Raw genomic sequence first — 18,246 nt, forward strand, 5'->3', positions numbered from 1 at the left:
CGATGGCCTCGTCCGATGCCCTGATGGCGCGATTCCTCGCGCTGCACCCGCGGACCATCGACCTGTCGCTTGGCCGGATCGAGCGGCTGCTCGCGCAGCTCAACCATCCGGAACGGCGCCTGCCGCCGGTGATCCACGTCGCCGGCACCAACGGCAAGGGCTCGACCATCGCGTTCATGCGGGCGATCCTCGAAGCCGGCGGCCTCGCCGCGCATGTCTACACTTCGCCCCACCTCGTGCGCTTTCACGAGCGGATCCGGATCGGCGGGATCGGCGGCGGACATTTCGTGGACGAGGACCGGCTGGCGGACGCCTTCGCCCGCTGCGAGAGCGCCAATGCCGGCGCGCCGATCACCATGTTCGAGATCACCACGGCGGCGGCCCTGGTGCTGTTCTCGGAGAGCCCGGCCGATGTCCTGCTGCTGGAGGTCGGGCTCGGCGGCCGGCTCGACGCCACCAACGTGATCGCGCAGCCCGCCTGCGCGGTGGTGACGCCGATCGGCCGCGACCATGCCGAGTATCTCGGTGACACGGTGGAATCGGTGGCGACCGAGAAGGCCGGGATCTTCAAGCGCGGCTGCCCCGCGGTGATCGCCGCCCAGGACTACGCGGAGGCCGACGCCGTGCTGTGCCGGCGCGCCGAGGAGATCGGGGCCGGGCCCATCTTCGTGGGCAATCAGGATTTCTCCGTTCACGAGGAGCGCGGCCGGCTCGTCTACCAGGACGAGACTGACCTGTTCGACCTGCCGCGCCCCCGCCTCGCCGGACGTCACCAGCTCGTCAATGCCGGCACGGCGATCACGGCCCTGCGGGCGGCCGGTTTCGGCGATATCGGCATCACGGCCCTGGAGAAGGGCCTCACCGAGGTCGAGTGGCCGGGCCGGCTCCAGCGTCTCGGCCGCGGCCGGCTGGCCGCACAGCTCGATCCCGGTACCGAGCTGTGGCTCGACGGCGGCCACAATATCGACGGCGGACGGATCCTCGCCGCCGCGATGGCGGATCTCGGCGAGAAGAGCGACGTGCCCCTCGTGCTGATCGTCGGGCTGCTCGGCACCAAGGACGCGGACGGCTTCCTGCGCAATTTCGTCGGGCTCGCACGCGCCCTCGTGGCGGTGCCGATCAGCGGCTCGCTGGCGGCGCGCCCGGCGGAGGAGGTCGCCCGGATCGGCGAGGGCGTCGGCCTCTCGACCTATACGGCGCCGAGCATCGAGGCTGCGCTCGCGATGGTGAAGGACATCGCGTTCGAGCGCCCGCCGCGCATTTTGATCTGCGGCTCGCTCTACTTGGCCGGCTTAGTACTCGCCGCCAACGATACCCCACCGGTCTGACGCCGCTGGGGCGCTCTCCACGGAATCGTGTGCGACGCCCGGGTCCGCAAGTAACCGACTTGCACCTTGCGGATGTCACTACTGGCCCTAGACAACCCTCAATTTGTGGCGCGTTGCCACACCCGGGTCGTCTATTCACCGTATTCGACTGGGCCAAAGTCGTCATCCGCTCACGCTTTCCCCGGGCTGTGGCGGCCAAGCTACATCCGCGGCAGAGCCGATCGCCTAATTTCACTATCGATCGGGCTTTTGCTGGGGAGCATAAGAATGAAGCGTCTTATCACATCACTTGCGGCGTTTACGGCACTGACGGCTGCTGCTTCCGCCGCCGACCTGCCGCGTCGGGCCGCGCCGCCGCCAGTCTTCACGCCGGTGCCGGTCTTCACCTGGACGGGCGCCTACTTTGGTATCAACGCCGGCTACGCGTTTGATGCCAGCAGCCGCTCCAACAACAGCGGTTTCGTCCAGACCGCCGGCAGCCCGGCCGTTCTGACCGGCGCCGGCCTCGTGCCGTATCAGGCCCTGGCCCCGAACGGCTCGGTGCTGCTCTACAACCGCAACAACCGCGAAGGTTTCTCGGGCGGCGGCCAGATCGGCTATAACTACCAGTTCACCCCGGGTTCGGGCATCGTGATCGGCTTCGAGGCTGACGCGCAGTACCTCGATTTCGGTGGCCGTCCGCGCTACGCCACGAACGCCCGGGCCGTGAATGCCGGCTTCCTGCCGGTCAACGGCACGCTGAACACGCTGGACTTCTTCGGCACCGTCCGCGGTCGTCTCGGCTACGCCTTCGACCGGACCCTCGTGTACGCCACCGGCGGCTTCGCCTACGCCACCGGCACCGATGACGGCACCCGGAACATCGCGTTCCAGAACTTCGCCGGCCGCCGCGACGACTTCAAGACCGGCTACACGGTCGGTGGCGGCGCCGAGTTCGCCCTGCCCACCGATTCGTTCCTGAACTTCTTCCGCTCCTCGGCGGTGACGTTCAAGGTCGAAGGTCTCTACGTCAGCCTCGACCGCAACCGCACCGGCCTGCCACTGGTCGGCGCCGCCGCCGTCAACGGTGCCTTCCTGCCGGTCTATGCCGTCTCCGGCAGCAACCGGAACACGAACGACTTCGCCGTCGTCCGCGCCGGTCTGAACTACAAGTTCGGCTCGTACTGAGACCGGACGAAGGACCCCGGGCATAAGCCCGGGGCCACACAACAGGGCCTCGAAACCGAGAAAGCCGGGCATCGCGGCCGGGCTTTCCCTTTTGGCATCAGAGCTTGCGGCTCAGGCGGTCTGGGCGCCGATCCAGCGGGACAGGTCGCCCTTCGGGGCGGCGCCGACCTTCTGGTCCACGCGCTCACCGTTCTTGAACAGCAGCAGCGTCGGGATCGAGCGGATGCCGTACTGCGCGGCGATCTGCGGGTTCTCGTCGACGTTGACCTTGGCGATCTTCACCTTGCCCTGCAGATCGGTGGCGATCTCCTCCAGGGCCGGGCCGATCTGGCGGCAGGGGCCGCACCACTCCGCCCAGAAATCCACCACAACGGGCTCGGCGGACTGAAGAACGTCCTGCTCGAAGCTCGCGTCGGTTACCTTCACCGTCGCCATAACGTCACCTTTCGGAAGTCGCCGCCTGAAGAGCGGCGTCGGACGGGCAGGGGCCCGCGCGGTTCGATCAGAATTGGCGACGGGCCGGGGCGTGGTCAAGAAGTCCGGACGCGCCGGCATGATCCGTCATGGGGACATGCCTCATGCGTGTGCGCTGTCGCATACCGGGCTCGATGCCGGATCAGCCTCACGCCGCGATCCCGGCACGCTCCAGAGCTTCCGCGATGTCCACCGCATCCAGCGCGCGGATTACCGGCCCCGATGTCCAGACCAGCATCGGTCGGATGGTATGACCCGGATAGATCTGGCCGAGGAGCCGGGCGTAGAGGGCGATCTGGCCGGCCTCCGCTGGGGGCAGGGGGGCGTCTGGATCCGGCGGCCGACCGGTCTTGAAGTCGGCGATCCTAACCGTGTCGCAGGTGACGCAGAGGCGGTCGACGCGCCCCTGGACCACGCGCTCGCCGAGGGCGGTGCGCACGCGCCCCGACAGGCTCACCTCGGCACGGGCGTCGGGGGCGAACAGGGGAGCGAGATCCGGATCATCGATGATCCGCAGGACCGATCGCACGATCGCGACATGGGCGGGGCGGGGCAGACCGGGCGCCCGCGACCGGACAAAGGCCAAACCGGCCGCTTCCCGCCGCTGACGCTCGACGCGGGGCAGGTGCTGCAGCAGGGCGTGGATCAGGATGCCGCGGCGTCTCGCCTGCGCATCCGCGAGGCGCGGCGGCGGCACCCGGGTGCCGTCCGCGGCCGCGAGCGCTCCGGACGGGTTGAGGGACTGAACCTCGGGCTCCGGGGGCACGGGGCTGCGGAGCCAGCCGGGTTCCGGGAGCGGCGCCGTGGCGGCGGAGGGCGCCTCGCGCACGCGGGGGGCCTCGGCCCCATCCTGCCAGACGGTCACCGAGCCATACGACAACGCGACGGTCTGGCCGGCGCCGAGAGCCGCCTCAAGGCCGGCCTGGACCATCCGGCACCACGCGGCTTCGGTCTCGCGCTCATGCCCGCGGAACGGCGCCACGATGAGCCGGTCGGCCGCCCGGGTCATGGCCACGTAGAGCAGGCGGTTGTGCTCCTGCCGCGACCGGGCGAGCAGGGCGGCCCGAGCCGCTTCGGTGGCGGCGCAATCCTGCGTCCGTCCGCCGGACCAGACCGGCGGCAGCGCGGGGCCGTCCACCGGCAAGGGCAGCAGGGGCGGGTCGTTCCGGCCCAGGGGCTCGCAGCCGTCGAGCAGGACCACGACCGGCGCCTCCAGGCCCTTGGCCCCGTGCACCGTCATGACGCGCACCTCGTCGCGCCCGGATTCGAGGTCGCGCTTGACCGTGTGCCCGGCTTCGGCGCCGACATAGCGGGCCAGGAAGCCGCCGAGCGAGGGGGCGTCCTCACCGGTCTCCGCCTGGGCGGCTGCGGCCAGGAACACGTCGATGGCATCACCCGCCTCGCCGCCGAGCCGGGCCACCAGCTTGGCCCGGCCGCCGAGCGGCCCGAGGAGCCGCGCATAGAAGCCGAACGGGCCGTGCAGGCCCGCCAGCGCGATCCAGTCCGTCAGCGCCGCAAGCCCTCGGATCGCCGCGGCATCACCTGAGGCGGCATGGCGGTGGAGGGCGTCCTCCAGCGTCTCGGAGAGATCGCGGCGGGCGGCGATCCGCACCAGATCGTCGTCCGTCAGGCCGACGAGCGGCGTCTTGAGCGCGGTGGCGAGAGTCAGGTCGTCGGCCGGCAGCAGTCCGGCCCGGCCGGCGGCAACGAGATCGGCGACCGCGATATGGGCCGAGACCTCCAGCCGGTCCTGGCCGGCCACCGGCACCCCGAGGCCCTTCAGGGCGCGGATCACCTCCTCGAAGGCCGGCCCGCGCTTGCGGACGAGGATCAGCACGTCGCCGGGACGCCAGATCCGGCCGGTCGCGTCGCCCCGGGTGATCCAGGTCCGCACCGCCTGCGCGACCCGGCGGGCCGTGATGATCGCGGGGGCGCTGGTCTCGGGGGCATCGACCGGGGCGGTCCAGGCATCGGGCTCGGCCGCGGGCTCGGGCTCGGCGATCGGCCACAGCTCCACGGCCCCGGGGGCACCGGGCCGCGCGCTGGCATGGACCGTCTGGCGCACCGTATCCTCGAAGGACAGCCCTTCGTTGTGCGCATCGAGGGCGAACACGGCGTCGACCGCCCGCAGGACGAGGCTGGTCGAGCGGAACGAGAGGGTGAGCGGCACATCCTCGAAGGTCAGCCCGGCCGAGCGCGATTCCGCGATCCAGGCCGCGCGGGTCAGGGCGAATTCCCGCGGTTCGGCGCCCTGGAAGCCGTAGATCGACTGCTTGGGATCGCCCACCGCGAAGCGGGTGCGGCTGCCGGTGCGGGCGCCCTCGCCGGCGGCGAATTCCTGCGTGATCGCCCGCAGGATCGCCCATTGCTCCGGGTTGGTATCCTGCGCCTCGTCGACCAGGACATGGTCGATGCCCCGGTCGAGCTTGTACAGGACCCAGCCGGCGCCGACCCGGCCGAGCAGGTCGAGGGCCTTGTGGATCAGGTCGTCGAAATCGAGGGCGCCGAGGCGCGCCTTCTGAGCCTCCACGCGGCGGTGGATCTCGGCGGCGAGCTGGAACAGGGCCTGGGTGCGGGCATGGGCCCGGGCCGCGCGCAGGCGGTCGAACAGCGGGTCCAGCCGGTCGCGCTCGGCGATCAGCGCTTCCTTGGCGGCGGCCGGCACCGCCTTGGTGCCGAGGCTACCATCGGCCTTGGGCTCGTCCTTCTGGGTGAAGAAGACCGACCGGTAGAGGGCGAGCGCCTCGGCCCGGTCCGGCAGCCCTTCGGAGCGCGCCCGCTCGGCTTCCGCCTCGGCGAGGGCGTCGGCGAGTTTCTCGTCGTTGGCCTTGCCGGTGCGGAGGACCGCGACGAGGCCCGCCCTGTCCTCCGGCCGGCATCCGGGGGCCCCGTCGAAGATCATGGCCTCGATCCGCTCCGCCGTCTCCTCGGCAGCGAGCCCGAGCGCCCCGTGCAGGCGCCCGAATGCGGCCTTCAGGCCGGCCGCGTCGCCGATGAAGCTCCGGGCCCGCAGAGCGGACCGGATCGCCGCGCGCAGGGCGTCGCCGGTGGCCTCCGGGGCGACCCGGGCCAGGGCGGCGCTGAGCGGCGTGTCGCCGTTCGAGACCGCATCGGCCAGGACGTTGGCCATCTCGATCTCGAAGATCTCGCGGGCCTTCGTATCGTCGAGCACCACGAAGCGCGCCGGCACGTTCGCCTCAAAGGGGAACATGTGCAGCAGCCGCTCGCACAGGGCGTGCAGGGTCTCGATCTTGAGGCCGCCTGGCGTCTCGACCGCCCGGGCGAACAGCCGGCGGGCCATGCGCAGGCGCTCCGGCCCGGCGCGCTCGCCGGTGAGCTCGGCCAGTTCGGCCGCGAGCGTCTCGTCGTCGAGGGTCACCCAGCGTCCGAGCAGTCGGAACACGCGGATCGCCATGTTGGCCGCGGCCGCCTTGGTGAAGGTGAGGCAGAGGATCCGCCCGGGCGGCGATCCGTCCAGCAGGAGGCGCACCACCCGGTCGGTCAGCACCTTGGTCTTGCCGGCCCCGGCATTGGCCGAGACCCAGGCCGAGGCCCGCGGATCGGCCGCCCGGCGCTGATTGGCGCGGGTCAGATCGTCGACGACGAAGGGTTTTTGGACTTGGATGCTGCTCAACGGTCCCGTCCGGATCGGCTGCGACCTCTCTCTACAACAGAAACGCGCCGAGGGACCCGCCAAGGCGTCACACGGGCCGCTGCGGGATTGCCCCAGGCGCGCCGGCAAAGCATGGATGCGGGACGATCCAGCGACATCGAAGACGCCCGTGACCCAGCCGACATCCGAGCCGGCGCGCCCGCCGATCCGCTTCCGCGGCCGTTCCTTCATGGCGACCGTGCTGGCGCCGATCCCCCCCGTGGCCGACTGGCTCGGCGACCTCGACGCCCTGAACCGCCGCGCGCCGAACTTCTTCGCGGGGCGCCCGGTGATCCTCGACCTTGCGGGCCTGCGTCTGACGCGGGAGGACCTCGACGGGCTGCTGGCCGACCTCGCCGCGCGCCACATCGCCATTCTCGGGATAGAGGGTGCGCCGCCGGCCCTGCTGGGCCCCGGGATGCCGCCGGTCCTGTCGGGCGGCCGCGCCGCCGGGGAGGTGGCCACGCCTGACGAGGGCGCGGCGCCGGAACCGGCCGCGAAGGAGATGCCGCGTTCGCTGATCCTCGATACGCCGGTGCGTTCGGGCCAGACCGTGCTGCATCTTGAGGGCGACGTGACCGTGCTGGGCGCCGTCGCGTCGGGGGCCGAGGTGATCGCGGGGGGCTCGATCCACGTCTACGGAGCCCTGCGCGGCCGGGCGATCGCCGGCGCCGCGGGCAATCCCGCCGCCCGGATCTGGTGCCGCAAGTTCGAGCCGGAGCTGGTGGCGATCGACGGCCTCTACCGCGCCGCCGACGACCTCGACCCGGCCTTCCGCGGGCAGGCCGTGGAGGTCCGGCTGCTGGAGGATGCGATCAAGCTGAACCTGTTCGAGCGGGGCTGACGGTCGTTAATCGCCGACTATTTCGCCCGTCCTGCTCCGCGCGGCTTTCCTACAGGCCAGGACGCTTCGATCACGTCCTCCAAACGTCCTCCGCCGCACCGATACCAGGATCCCGGCAGAATTTGCCGATGGGATCACAACCTTAACCCTTCGGTAACCATACCCGCCGTCAATGGTCCGGTAAGGACTCTTAACGGGCGGACATGAGCGAGACCCACCCCGAGCCGATCGACCCGGAGACCGCCCAGGCGGCGTCTCCTTCCGCGCCCCGGCCGCTCAGCCTGCGCGGGCGGGCCTTCAAGGCCCTGGCCCTCTCCCCCGAGCCGCCGCTTCCGCAGTGGCTCGCGGGTCTCGACGCGGCGCTCAAGCGCTCGCCGGCCCTGCTGAAAGGCCGGGCCGTCATCCTGGACTGCGCCCAGCTCAAGCCCGAGCCGGACGCCCTCGAGACGCTCATGCGTGAACTCAAGGCCCGCGGCATCGCGGTCCTGGGGATCGAGGGCACCGACCTCGTGGGCGAAGGCCTGCCGCCGCTCCTCGTCAAGGGACACCCGTCCGACAAGGTCGAGATCCCGAGCGTCCCGGCCGAGCCGGAGCCGCAGGTGGTCACCTCGATCACCGTCGAGGGCTCGGTCCGCTCCGGCCAGAGCGTGATCAACCCGACCGGGGACGTCACCGTGATGGGCTCGGTCTCCTCGGGGGCCGAAATCCTGGCCGGCGGCTCGATCCACGTCTACGGCGCCCTGCGCGGTCGCGCGATCGCCGGAGCTGCGCGCAACCCGCGCGCACGAATCTACTGCCGCAAATTCGAGCCCGAGTTGCTGGGGATCGACCGCCTCGTGCGGACGGCGGAGGACATGGGCACGGCCCTGCGCGGCAAGGCCGCCCAGGTCTGGCTCGATGGCGGCAACATCCGCATGGCAAGTCTCGATTAATCAGCTCTGGATCAAGGGAGATCGACGCGTGGCAAAGGTTCTCGTCGTCACATCGGGCAAGGGCGGCGTCGGCAAGACGACGACGACCGCAGCCCTCGGAGCGGCCCTGGCCCAGGGTGGTCAGAGCGTGTGCGTCGTCGATTTCGACGTCGGCCTGCGCAACCTCGACCTGATCATGGGCGCCGAGCGCCGGGTGGTCTACGACCTGATCAACGTGGTCAACGGCGACGCCAAGCTGCCGCAGGCGCTGATCAAGGACAAGCGGGTCGACACCCTGCACCTGCTGCCGGCCTCGCAGACCCGCGACAAGGACGCGCTCACCGATGCGGGCGTCGCCCGGGTGATGGAAGAGCTGCGCGACAAGTTCGACTGGGTGATCTGCGATTCCCCCGCCGGCATCGAGCGCGGCGCCCAGCTCGCCATGCACCACGCCGACGTGGCGGTGGTCGTCACCAACCCCGAGGTCTCCTCGGTGCGCGACTCCGACCGGATCATCGGCCTCCTCGATTCCAAGACCGCCAAGGCGGAGAAGGGCGAGGAGATGGAGAAGCACCTGATCCTCACCCGCTACGACCCGTCCCGGGCCGACCGCGGCGATATGCTCAAGACCGAGGACGTGCTTGACATCCTGTCGATCCCGCTGCTCGCGATCATCCCGGAGAGCCAGGAGGTGCTGCGCGCCTCGAACCTCGGCTGCCCGGTGACCCTCAACAACCCCCTCTGCGCCCCGGCGCGGGCCTATGCCGATGCGGCGCGCCGGCTGAAGGGCGAGGAGGTGCCGATGAGCCTGCCGGTCGAGCGTAAGTCGTTCCTCGACAAGCTGTTCATGCGGAGGGCGGCATGAGCATCCTCGGGATCTTCCAGAAGCGCAATTCCGGCACGGTCGCCCGCGACCGCCTGCAGCTGATCCTCGCCCACGAGCGCGCCGAGTCGGGTCGTCCCGACCTCGTGCTCCAGCTCCGCGAGGAGATCCTGGCGGTGATCGCCAACCATGTCGCGGTCGAACCCGACAAGGTGAAGGTCACCCTGGAGCGCGGCGAGGCGGTCTCGACGCTCGGCCTCGACATCGAGCTTCCGCTCGGTGCCGCCGCCAAGCTCGACGCGAAGCTCGCGGCCAAGCTCGCCGAGGTCGCCGCCAATAAGGGCGGCCGGCCGGGGTCTTCCAAGAAGGCCGCTTGAGCCGCAGCGGGGTCTGTCCCGCCGGCACGCGATCCGATGCGCCGCGCCCGGTCCGCCGGGTGCGGCGTCGTCTTGTCGGCCGACCGTCCGGCCCTCGACCGCAGGTGCCGCCGCCCTAGCTCCAGCCACGCGGGGGGAGCTTTGACGGAGCAGCCATGCCGAGCGCCACCACCGATGACGGCGTTCGCCTCCACTACGAGGAGAGCGGATCCGGAACGCCGCTGATCTTCGTCCACGAATTCGCGGGGGATCACCGCAGCTACGAGGCGCAGCTGCGCCATTTCAGCCGCCGCTATCGCGCGATCGCCTTCAACGCCCGGGGCTATCCGCCCTCGGACGTGCCCGAGGCCGTCTCGGCCTATACGCAGGCCCGCGCCGCCGACGACATCCTGGCGATCCTCGATCAGATCGGCGCGCCGCGCGCCCACGTCGCTGGAATCTCGATGGGCGCCTTCGCGACGCTGCATTTCGGCCTGCGCCACCAAGACCGCGCCCTGTCGCTGTGCCTCGGTGGATGCGGCTACGGCGCCGAACCGGACCGGCAGCCCACGTTCCGCGCCGAAGCCACGGCGACCGCCGAGCTGTTGCGTCGCGACGGCATGGCGGCCTTCGCAGAGCGTTACGCCTACGGGCCGACCCGGGTTCAGTTCGCCACCAAGGATCCGAGGGGGCATGCCGAGTTCAGACGGATGCTGGCCGAGCATTCCGCTGTCGGCTCGGCCAACACGCAGCTCGGTGTCCAGAAGGAACGCCCCTCGCTCTACGACCTCACGGACGCGCTGGGGCGGATCACCGTGCCCACCCTGATCGTCACCGGCGACGAGGACTGGCCCTGTCTCGCCCCGAGTCTGATGCTGAAGCAGGTGATCCCCGCGGCCGGCCTCGCGATCCTGCCCAACACGGGTCATGCGCTCTCGGTGGAGGAGCCCGACGCCTACAACGCGCTGCTCGACGCGTTCCTCGCCCAGGTCGAGACCGGGCGCTGGCCGATGCGCGATCCGCGCTCGGCCTCCGCGACGATCACGGGGATCGCGGGCTGACCGGATCGCGCGGGATCAGCCGGAAGCGGGCGGGCCGGTCCGGCTGGGTGGTGACCACCGCCTGGGGCAGGACCGGCTCCGCGTCGTCCAGCACGAGCCGGAACCGGATCAGCACCTGAGCCAGCGCCAGCACCGCCTCGCTGAGCGCGAACTGCGCGCCGATGCAGACCCGCGGGCCGGCGCCGAAGGGCAGATAGGCGAAGCGCGGCGGCGGGGGCGCCCCCGGCAGGAAGCGGCCGGGATCGAACGCGTCCGGGTCCGACCAGAGCGTCCGGTGGCGGTGGAGCACCCACGGACTCACCATCACGATGTCGCTCTTCTTGACCGCATGACCTGCCACCGTGTCGGGGCCGAGCGCCCGGCGCACCACCACGAAGGCGGCTGGGTACAGGCGCAACGTCTCGTCGATCACCGCGCGGGTGAGGGGGAGGCGCCCGTCGCTCTGGCAGCCGGTCGGCTCGGTGAGATCGACACTCCGGGCCTCCGCGGCGACGCGCTCCTGCAGGTCCGGTGCGAGGGCCAGCAGATAGGAGGCCCAGAACAGCGTGCCCGCCGTGGTCTCGTGGCCCGCGAGGATCATCGTGGCGACCTGATCGCGCAGCTCCGCCGGTGTAAAGGCAGCCCCTGTATCGGGATTGCGCGCGGCCGCGAGCAGGTCCAGCAGGTCGCCCGACCCAGCATGGCTTCGACCGGAGGCTTGGCGTGCTGCGATGATCCGGTCGAGGAACGGGATCCAGCGCCGGCGAAAGCGCATTCGCGCCCAGTCGAGCGGCACAGGCCAGCCCGGCGGCGTCACGATGTCGAGCAGGTGGGGGCGGCCCATCCGCTCACCGTAGGCGGCGATGAAGCGGCGCAGCTCCGCCCCGTGCTCGTCCATGCCCACCGAGAACATGGCGCGCCCGGCCACCTCCAGGGCGAGCCGGTAGTAAGACGTGAACAGGTCGATCGAGCCGGCGTCGGCCTCGGCGGCGATGTGATCCAGCCCCTCCCCGATGGCGGTCGCGATGTGCGGTACGAGGCCGTCGATCGCCCGCGGCGTGAAGGCCGGGGCGAGCGTCCGCCGCTGGTGCCGCCACGCCGCGCCTTCGCTGATCAGGAGCCCGTCGCCGAGGATGGGGCGCAGGATCCGGATCGTCCCGGTGGTGCGGGCGTAATTCGCCTGATTCTCGACCAGGACCCGGCGGATCGCCTCCGGGTCGTTAAGGATGAAGCTCGACCGGCCGAGCAGGCCCCGGCAGGTGACCGGCTCCTCGAAGGCCCGCCGCGGAAAGCCCGACAGGCTGTTGTCGCGGATCGAGCGGAGATAGGCCCAGATCGGCAGCTCCCGCTCCGGCGGCACGCGGTGCGGGGGCACCACGCGCGGCAGCCCGGCGAGGCTCGGGGTGGTGCCGGCCTGTGTCACGGTCGCGTCCAGGAGAACGGGCATGGGCGCCATCCTGTGCCGGAGACGGGTCGGGCTGTAAACCGCAAGCCCGCGCGACGGTCATGCTGGCGTCATTCGGCGGCGCGCAGCCGCGCCTCCGGCTTGCGCAATGGCAGACGCGCTGGGAACCGGGCAGGATCGGCCTCCGCCGACAGGCTGGCCACGAGGCTCGCCCGGGTCAGGGTCGATTCCGCGACCTGGAGCAGCGTGTCGACGCCGTGCTCCAGGAACTCGTCCACCCGATCGACCACGAGAATCTCCGGCTGGCGCAGGATGGCCCGGGCGAGGCCGATCCGCACCTGGACACGCTCGGTCAGGAGCTGGCCGCGGTTGCCGACTTCCTTCTCCAGCCCGCGCAGCTGGATCGGGCGCTCCAGGTCGAACTGCCGGAATACCGCTCGCGCCTCGCGCTGGATGATCGCCTCGCCGTGCATCCGCGCGGTGTCGATGCGGCCGAACAGCAGGTTGTCGAGCACGGTGCTGCGTGGGTTGATCCGGTTCGGATCGTAGGACTCGACGTCGCAGCCATGGTCGCCGTGCATGTGGCGCTGGACGATGGTGCGCGCCCCGACGATGCGCTGCTTCAGCACCTCATTGAGCAGGCCAAAGCGCATCCGCGGCTCGACGTAGGCCAGGGTCAGAGCCAGGAAGGCGACGCTGTCCGCCTCACCGAGGCGCCCGCTCTCAGGGACGCGCGTGAGCCGGCGCAGGTATTCCGGCAGGGCATCCGGGGTGATCAGCGAGAAGCGCCGGAACAGGGGATGGCCGGGCGGAACGTCGGCGAAGATATCCTTGAGGTTGCTGGCGATGGCCACGCCCATGCGGTCGAGGTCGTCGAGCAGGTGTGCCTCTTCCAGCGCCTCGCGGAACAGCGGGGTCGCGGCCAAGCGCTGTGGATCCGTGAGCGTCGGGTCGCGCGGGACCCCGAACAGCAGGTTCTCCCCGACGGTCGCCTGATCGTTGTAGCGGCCCCGGGCGAACGGAATGACGAGATCGGCGAGGCCCTTCTCGACGAAGTGCTGGCGCAGGTGCTCCCGGGCCGCGATCATGCGCTGGCCCGCCGGCGTCTCGTGGGAGATCGAGCTGAGGGCGCCCAGGCCGAACCGATAGAGGTCGTCGCCGAGATCGAGCCGGCTCAGCATATCGAGGAGGTGGTTATTGAGGTCCGTGCCGTCGCGGATGCCGAGGCGCTGGTAGTCGATCCAGGGGTCGTCGACGCTGTCGCACGGGTTGCCGGTCTTCACTGCCTCGTTGATCCGCGTCTTGCTGAGATCCAGGCTGCCTTTCCGCAATGGCCGAATCCGCAGGCCGTAGAGCACGTTGTCGCGCAGCGTTCCCGGGAACAGGACCGGCTCGACGCCCGCGAAGGCGATCCGATAGGCGTGAACGGGCCGTGGCACCGTGGACAGATCGTGCTTGCCGATCCGGATCGTGCCCCCCTGCGCGGTCTGCAGGCCCGCGAGGACGCGGGCGAATTCCTGGGCGACCGGGCCGGGGGGAACGAGCGCGAGCCGCGTCGGCAGCTGCACCTCGACGTCGCCGACCTCGATCGGCCCGCCGCCCTGTGGGTCGCGCACCGTCAGACCCTCGGTCCGGAGGGGGCTGCCGAGCGGCGGCGGCGTGTCCCCCAGCTCGGGCTCATCGGGCTGCAGGCGTTGCGGCCCGAAATGCGCCGCCACGGTCTCGTACTTCACCTCGACGTCGAGGCGCTGCTGATCCCAGTCGATCAGCTCCTTGAGGGGCGGTGGCAGATCGCGGTAGGCCGCGAGCACGGCCACCAGCTGGCCGATATCGAGCTCGCCCTTCAGGGCGAAGTAGCCGCCGATCGCGTAAAACAGGAACGGCGTCACCTGGGCCAGCAGGTTGTTGAGGTATTTGACCGCGAATTTGCGTCGGTAGATCCGCAGCCGCAGATCGTAGAGGCCGTAGAGCCGGCCGCCGATCTCGGCCCGCTCCCACCGGCCGGTATCGTTGATGCGCACCGCCGGCAGACCGTCCAGCACCTCCGCGACACGCCCTGCGAGGGCGCGCGAGGAAATCTGGCGGCGGCGGCTCAAGCGGATGATCTCGCGCCGCAGCCGCGGGATCACGATCATCTGGACGCCCACCATGCCCCCGGCCGCGAGGCCGAGCCACAGGTTCTGCATCAGGATGAAGGCGAGCGCCGTGGCGGCCTGCGTGCCGAGGAAGACCGGCACAACGATCGCGTCGCCGATGAAGGAGCCGATCGGCTCGACCTCGTCGCGGATGATCGTCGCGGTCTCGGAGGATTTCACCTCCCGCTGCGTCTCCGGCGAGAAGCGCAGCATCAGGCAGAACAGCTGGAAGCGCAGGCGTCGCAGCATCCGCTCGCCGAGGATGCCCTTCTGCAGGTTGATCCAGAACTTGAAGGCGCCGTTGATCAGCACGAGGCTGAGGAACAGGGTGGAGAGGCCGAGCAGCAGCTCGAAGCGGTCGAGCTGGAACCCCTCGAACAGCCGGGTGGTCCCGCCGCCGAACAGCTGGGGCCATGACACGGTGATCTCAAGGAACGGGGCGGTCGCCTCACCGTGCGTGAAGGCCTTGCCGGTAATCGCGTCGTTGACGATGCGCTTCGGCAGATCGAGCGAGGCGAAGTAGAACGGCAGCGAGGCCAGGACGACGGCGCAGATCCGGAACTGGTCGGCCTTCGAATAGCGCCAGATATACGCGAACAGCCGCGGCTCAAGCGCGCGCATCGGCTCGTTCCGTGGGGCAGCCGTCGAGGCGGAGGTCATACCAGTTCGCCGGGTCCAACCGTGGACTTGCAGACGGTACGGTAGCCGATGGGTCTCGTTTCATCCAATGCACCCGAGGGGCCGCCCTGCGCGGACTCGATCGCCTCGCGGCGTCATCGGAGTGTCATATAGGACGCGGGCCGCCTCCTGGGACTGGTTGCAGGGCTGGTCTGCGCGTCCCGCCAGGGGACAAAACGGTGGTGCCCAGCGGGCAGGAAGCCCCAGAATTCCCGCCGGATGCCATTGCTGAACCACGGGTGGCCTTGCCCAAGAGCGCGCGTCCTTATATTGCGACGCAACCACATCGACTCCGTACCTGAACCGGCGCGGACGGCCGCGCCGCGCGGCCGCCAGGGAGCCGGCACAACCCGTTTCGGGCCGCCATGAATCTGCGCAACATCGCCATCATCGCCCACGTCGACCACGGCAAGACGACTCTCGTCGACAAGCTGCTGGCCCAATCCGGCACCTTCCGCGAGAACCAGCGGGTCGAGGAGCGGGCGATGGACTCGAACGACCTCGAGAAGGAACGTGGCATCACGATCCTGGCCAAGGCGACCTCGGTTCTCTGGAAGGATACCCGCGTCAACATCGTCGACACCCCCGGCCACGCCGATTTCGGCGGCGAGGTCGAGCGTATCCTGTCGATGGTCGATGGCGTGATCGTGCTGGTCGACGCGGCCGAAGGGCCGATGCCGCAGACGAAGTTCGTGGTCGGCAAGGCGCTCAAGATCGGCCTGCGCCCGATCGTGGCGATCAACAAGGTCGACCGCCCGGACGCGCGGATCAACGAGGTCGTGAACGAGGTGTTCGACCTGTTCGCGGCGCTGGACGCCACCGACGAGCAGCTCGACTTCCCGATCCTCTACGGTTCGGGCCGCAACGGCTGGATGGCCGATACCCCCGAGGCCGATCCGTCGGTAGGCCTGGAGCCGCTGTTCGAACTCGTGCTCAAGCACGTGCCGCCGGCCCGGACCGAGGAGGGGCCGTTCCGGATGCTCGGTACCCTGCTGGAGGCCAACCCGTTCCTGGGCCGCATCATCACCGGCCGGATCGCGTCGGGTTCGGTGAAGCCCAACCAGTCGATCAAGGTGCTCGACCGCACCGGCAAGGTGGTCGAGACCGGCCGCGTGTCGAAGATCCTCGCCTTCCGGGGCCTGGAGCGCGCGCCGATCGACGTGGGCGAGGCGGGCGACATCGTCTCGATTGCAGGCCTGATCAAGGGCACCGTCGCCGACACCTTCTGCGACCCGCAGGTCGAGACCCCGATCCAGGCGCAGCCGATCGACCCGCCGACCGTGACGATGTCGTTCATCGTCAACGACAGCCCCCTCGCCGGCACCGAGGGCGACAAAGTCACGAGCCGCATGATCCGCGACCGCCTGTTCAAGGAGGCCGAGGGCAACGTCACGCTCAAGATCGAGGAGGCGGCCGACAAGGACAGCTTCTACGTCTCGGGCCGCGGCGAGCTGCAGCTCTCGATCCTCATCGAGACCATGCGCCGCGAGGGCTTTGAGATCGCCGTGTCGCGGCCCCGGGTCGTGTACGAGCGCGACGAGAACGGCGGTCTGCTGGAGCCGATCGAGGAGGTCGTCGTCGACGTCGACGAGGAGCATTCCGGCGTCGTCGTGCAGAAGATGTCCGAGCGGAAGGCCGAGATGCTGGAGATGCGGCCGTCCGGCGGCAATCGCCTGCGCCTCGTGTTCCACGCGCCGACCCGCGGCCTGATCGGCTACCAGGGCGAGCTGCTGACCGACACCCGCGGCACCGCGATCATGAACCGGCTGTTCAAGGCCTACGAGCCCCACAAGGGCGAGATGCCGGGCCGGCGCAACGGCGTGCTGATCTCCAACGACCAGGGCGAGGCCGTGGCCTACGCCATGTGGAACCTGGAGGACCGCGGCCCGATGATGATCGAGCCGGGCTGGAAGGTCTATCAGGGCATGATCGTCGGCGAGCACAACCGCGAGAACGATCTCGAGGTGAACGTGCTCAAGGGCAAGAAGCTCACCAACATCCGCACCACCTCCAAGGACGAGGCCGTGCGGCTCACCCCGCCGATCCGGATGACCCTGGAGCGCTCGCTCGCCTGGATTCAGGATGACGAGCTGGTCGAGGTGACGCCGAAGTCGATCCGTCTGCGTAAAGCGGTTCTCGACCCGAATGACCGCAAGCGCGCCGAACGTTCCAAGGAAAACGCGGCCTGAGCTGAACGCCAGGCAACCGGGCGCTCAGGCCCGGTTGCTGATGCAGCTCTTATTCCGGATCGCTCTCGGGTCCATCGAACCCTTATGCCAAGCCTCTTAGCTTGGCGTGGCGGCACCCGAGAGGTCCGCGTGAACCCCCAGTCGACCATGACCGTCGCGTTGAATGCATCCCTGTCGTCCCAGCCGAGCGCCGGGACGCCACTCTCCTACCTCGTCGGCCAGGATGGCGAAGGACACTGGGTGGCCGTCGAGGCCGGCGGGCGAGCCGGAGGCATCTTCCGCTCGCGCCAGGATGCCATCCGTTACGCCTGCGTCGAGACCGGTTGCCGGCCGGACGACGTCAAGCTCGCCGCCGGTCCGCTCCCATTTCGGCTCGCCTGAGCGCGAAAGGCGCTAACTGCTGCCGGGGTCGGTCTCGTCGTTCTGCTTGCCGCCACCGGCCGGCCCGGCGCCGGGATGGCCCTCGGTCTTCTCGTTCGGGTCCTTCACGGCATCGGGAGCGACGTTCTTCGGCGTCTCGGGCTTCGAATCCTGCGCCTCGGCTTCGCTCATTCCCGGTTCTCCCGTTCTGTCCGGTAGTGACCGTCCGCCACCGTTTCGTCGGCCGCGGGGCCCCGGGACGCCTTCTGGTCCGAATGTCCCCCCGACGAGCCGCCGACGGCCGGCGGCGCGCGACCGGGCTCACCGGTAGCGCCCCAGCCTTCCTTCGGCTCCGTCTGAGGCTTGCCGCCCCCGCCGATATCGGTGATGGCCGCCTGATCGGCCGTCTGGTGGCCGCCCCCGGCGGGCGGCTCGCCGCGCGACCCGACCGCGTCGTCGGGTTTGCGGGTAACGGTCCCGGACTCGCTGGTCGGCCGGGCCATCAGCGCTTCCCGTCGTCCTGGCCGACGGCCGCCGTGGCCCGGTCGATCGCCTCGCTCAGGTCCGAACCGCCGCTGGCCGTGCCCTTCAGCTTCTCGAGATTCTCACGCGGCGTCTCGGCCTCGGTGGCGTCCGTGGCGTCGGAGCCTGGGGTACCGGAGGCGATCCGCGCAGCTTCGGCGTCGCCCGCCGGATCGCGCTTCAGATCCGCCTGCGTGCGCGCCGGCAAGCCGATGTCCAGCGGCGAATCCTGACCCAGATCCTGACCGTTGCGGTCCGCGTTGGCGTCGAAATCCTTCAGCGACGGTCGTTCTGTCTGCCCGGTCATGGCTCGCCTTTCCGTGTCTTCCCAGGACAACGGAGGCGGCGGTGGAGGGTTGCGC

The 18,246-nt window shown here is 70.1% G+C and carries 16 protein-coding genes; 9 read left to right on the forward strand and 7 right to left on the reverse strand.

The window, feature by feature from the left end; all coding sequences use genetic code 11:
* Positions 1-2 precede the first annotated feature (2 nt).
* Both MKK88_RS27520 and MKK88_RS27525 read left to right on the forward strand, forming a co-directional pair.
* On the forward strand, positions 3-1,328 hold the full coding sequence (locus MKK88_RS27520) for a bifunctional folylpolyglutamate synthase/dihydrofolate synthase (protein WP_244005487.1): 1,326 nt from the start codon (positions 3-5) through the stop codon (positions 1,326-1,328).
* 267 nt (positions 1,329-1,595) lie between these two features.
* A complete protein-coding gene (locus MKK88_RS27525; RefSeq protein WP_244005489.1) occupies positions 1,596-2,495 on the forward strand; it encodes an outer membrane protein in 900 nt (299 codons plus the stop codon).
* A gap of 111 nt (positions 2,496-2,606) precedes the next feature.
* Here the strand turns inward: MKK88_RS27525 and trxA are convergent, their stop codons facing one another.
* Both trxA and addA read right to left on the reverse strand, forming a co-directional pair.
* Positions 2,607-2,930, reverse strand: coding sequence for a thioredoxin (gene trxA, locus MKK88_RS27530; protein ID WP_091714914.1), 324 nt, complete (start codon positions 2,928-2,930; stop codon positions 2,607-2,609).
* A gap of 187 nt (positions 2,931-3,117) precedes the next feature.
* Positions 3,118-6,603, reverse strand: a complete 3,486-nt coding sequence (gene addA, locus MKK88_RS27535) for a double-strand break repair helicase AddA (protein WP_244005510.1) — start codon at positions 6,601-6,603, stop codon at positions 3,118-3,120.
* A 115-nt stretch (positions 6,604-6,718) separates the two neighbouring features.
* On the opposite strand from addA, the gene minC (MKK88_RS27540) reads away from it, so the two are divergent.
* The 5 genes from minC (MKK88_RS27540) to MKK88_RS27560 all read left to right on the forward strand — a co-directional run bounded on the left by minC (MKK88_RS27540) (position 6,719) and on the right by MKK88_RS27560 (position 10,616).
* A complete protein-coding gene (gene minC / locus MKK88_RS27540) occupies positions 6,719-7,465 on the forward strand; it encodes a septum site-determining protein MinC (protein ID WP_244005513.1) in 747 nt (248 codons plus the stop codon).
* 203 nt (positions 7,466-7,668) lie between these two features.
* Entirely contained in the window at positions 7,669-8,397 is a 729-nt protein-coding gene (minC, locus tag MKK88_RS27545) for a septum site-determining protein MinC (protein ID WP_244005515.1), read from the forward strand.
* Positions 8,398-8,425: 28 nt separating this feature from the next.
* Positions 8,426-9,241: a septum site-determining protein MinD gene (gene minD, locus MKK88_RS27550; RefSeq protein ID WP_244005517.1), complete on the forward strand. Its 816-nt coding sequence runs from the start codon at positions 8,426-8,428 to the stop codon at positions 9,239-9,241.
* Positions 9,238-9,576, forward strand: a complete 339-nt coding sequence (gene minE / locus MKK88_RS27555; protein WP_244005519.1) for a cell division topological specificity factor MinE — start codon at positions 9,238-9,240, stop codon at positions 9,574-9,576. Before minD ends, minE begins: the two co-directional genes overlap by 4 nt.
* A 155-nt stretch (positions 9,577-9,731) precedes the next feature.
* Positions 9,732-10,616: an alpha/beta fold hydrolase gene (locus MKK88_RS27560; protein WP_244005521.1), complete on the forward strand. Its 885-nt coding sequence runs from the start codon at positions 9,732-9,734 to the stop codon at positions 10,614-10,616.
* Here the strand turns inward: MKK88_RS27560 and MKK88_RS27565 are convergent.
* On the reverse strand, positions 10,597-12,042 hold the full coding sequence (locus tag MKK88_RS27565; RefSeq protein WP_244005522.1) for a cytochrome P450: 1,446 nt from the start codon (positions 12,040-12,042) through the stop codon (positions 10,597-10,599). The two genes, MKK88_RS27560 and MKK88_RS27565, sit on opposite strands and share 20 nt — an antisense overlap.
* A 68-nt stretch (positions 12,043-12,110) precedes the next feature.
* Positions 12,111-14,756, reverse strand: coding sequence for an ABC transporter ATP-binding protein/permease (locus MKK88_RS27570; RefSeq protein WP_244005524.1), 2,646 nt, complete (start codon positions 14,754-14,756; stop codon positions 12,111-12,113).
* A 422-nt stretch (positions 14,757-15,178) separates the two neighbouring features.
* Here MKK88_RS27570 and typA point away from each other — a divergent pair, with 422 nt between their 5' ends.
* Positions 15,179-17,002, forward strand: coding sequence for a translational GTPase TypA (typA, locus tag MKK88_RS27575; protein WP_244005527.1), 1,824 nt, complete (start codon positions 15,179-15,181; stop codon positions 17,000-17,002).
* A gap of 129 nt (positions 17,003-17,131) precedes the next feature.
* Complete coding sequence (locus MKK88_RS27580) at positions 17,132-17,383, forward strand: RAG2 PHD domain containing protein (protein ID WP_409566718.1); 252 nt, start codon at positions 17,132-17,134, stop codon at positions 17,381-17,383.
* A 12-nt stretch (positions 17,384-17,395) separates the two neighbouring features.
* On the opposite strand, the gene MKK88_RS27585 is transcribed toward MKK88_RS27580, so the two are convergent.
* The 3 genes from MKK88_RS27585 to MKK88_RS27595 are packed head-to-tail and all read right to left on the reverse strand — an operon-like array spanning position 17,396 to position 18,191.
* On the reverse strand, positions 17,396-17,554 hold the full coding sequence (locus MKK88_RS27585) for a hypothetical protein (protein ID WP_244005529.1): 159 nt from the start codon (positions 17,552-17,554) through the stop codon (positions 17,396-17,398).
* Positions 17,551-17,865, reverse strand: a complete 315-nt coding sequence (locus tag MKK88_RS27590; RefSeq protein ID WP_244005532.1) for a hypothetical protein — start codon at positions 17,863-17,865, stop codon at positions 17,551-17,553. Before MKK88_RS27590 ends, MKK88_RS27585 begins: the two co-directional genes overlap by 4 nt.
* A complete protein-coding gene (locus tag MKK88_RS27595; protein ID WP_244005533.1) occupies positions 17,865-18,191 on the reverse strand; it encodes a hypothetical protein in 327 nt (108 codons plus the stop codon). Before MKK88_RS27595 ends, MKK88_RS27590 begins: the two co-directional genes overlap by 1 nt.
* Between the last annotated feature and the right edge of the window lie 55 nt (positions 18,192-18,246).

The organism is Methylobacterium sp. E-005, from assembly GCF_022829725.1.
Lineage (GTDB): Bacteria > Pseudomonadota > Alphaproteobacteria > Rhizobiales > Beijerinckiaceae > Methylobacterium.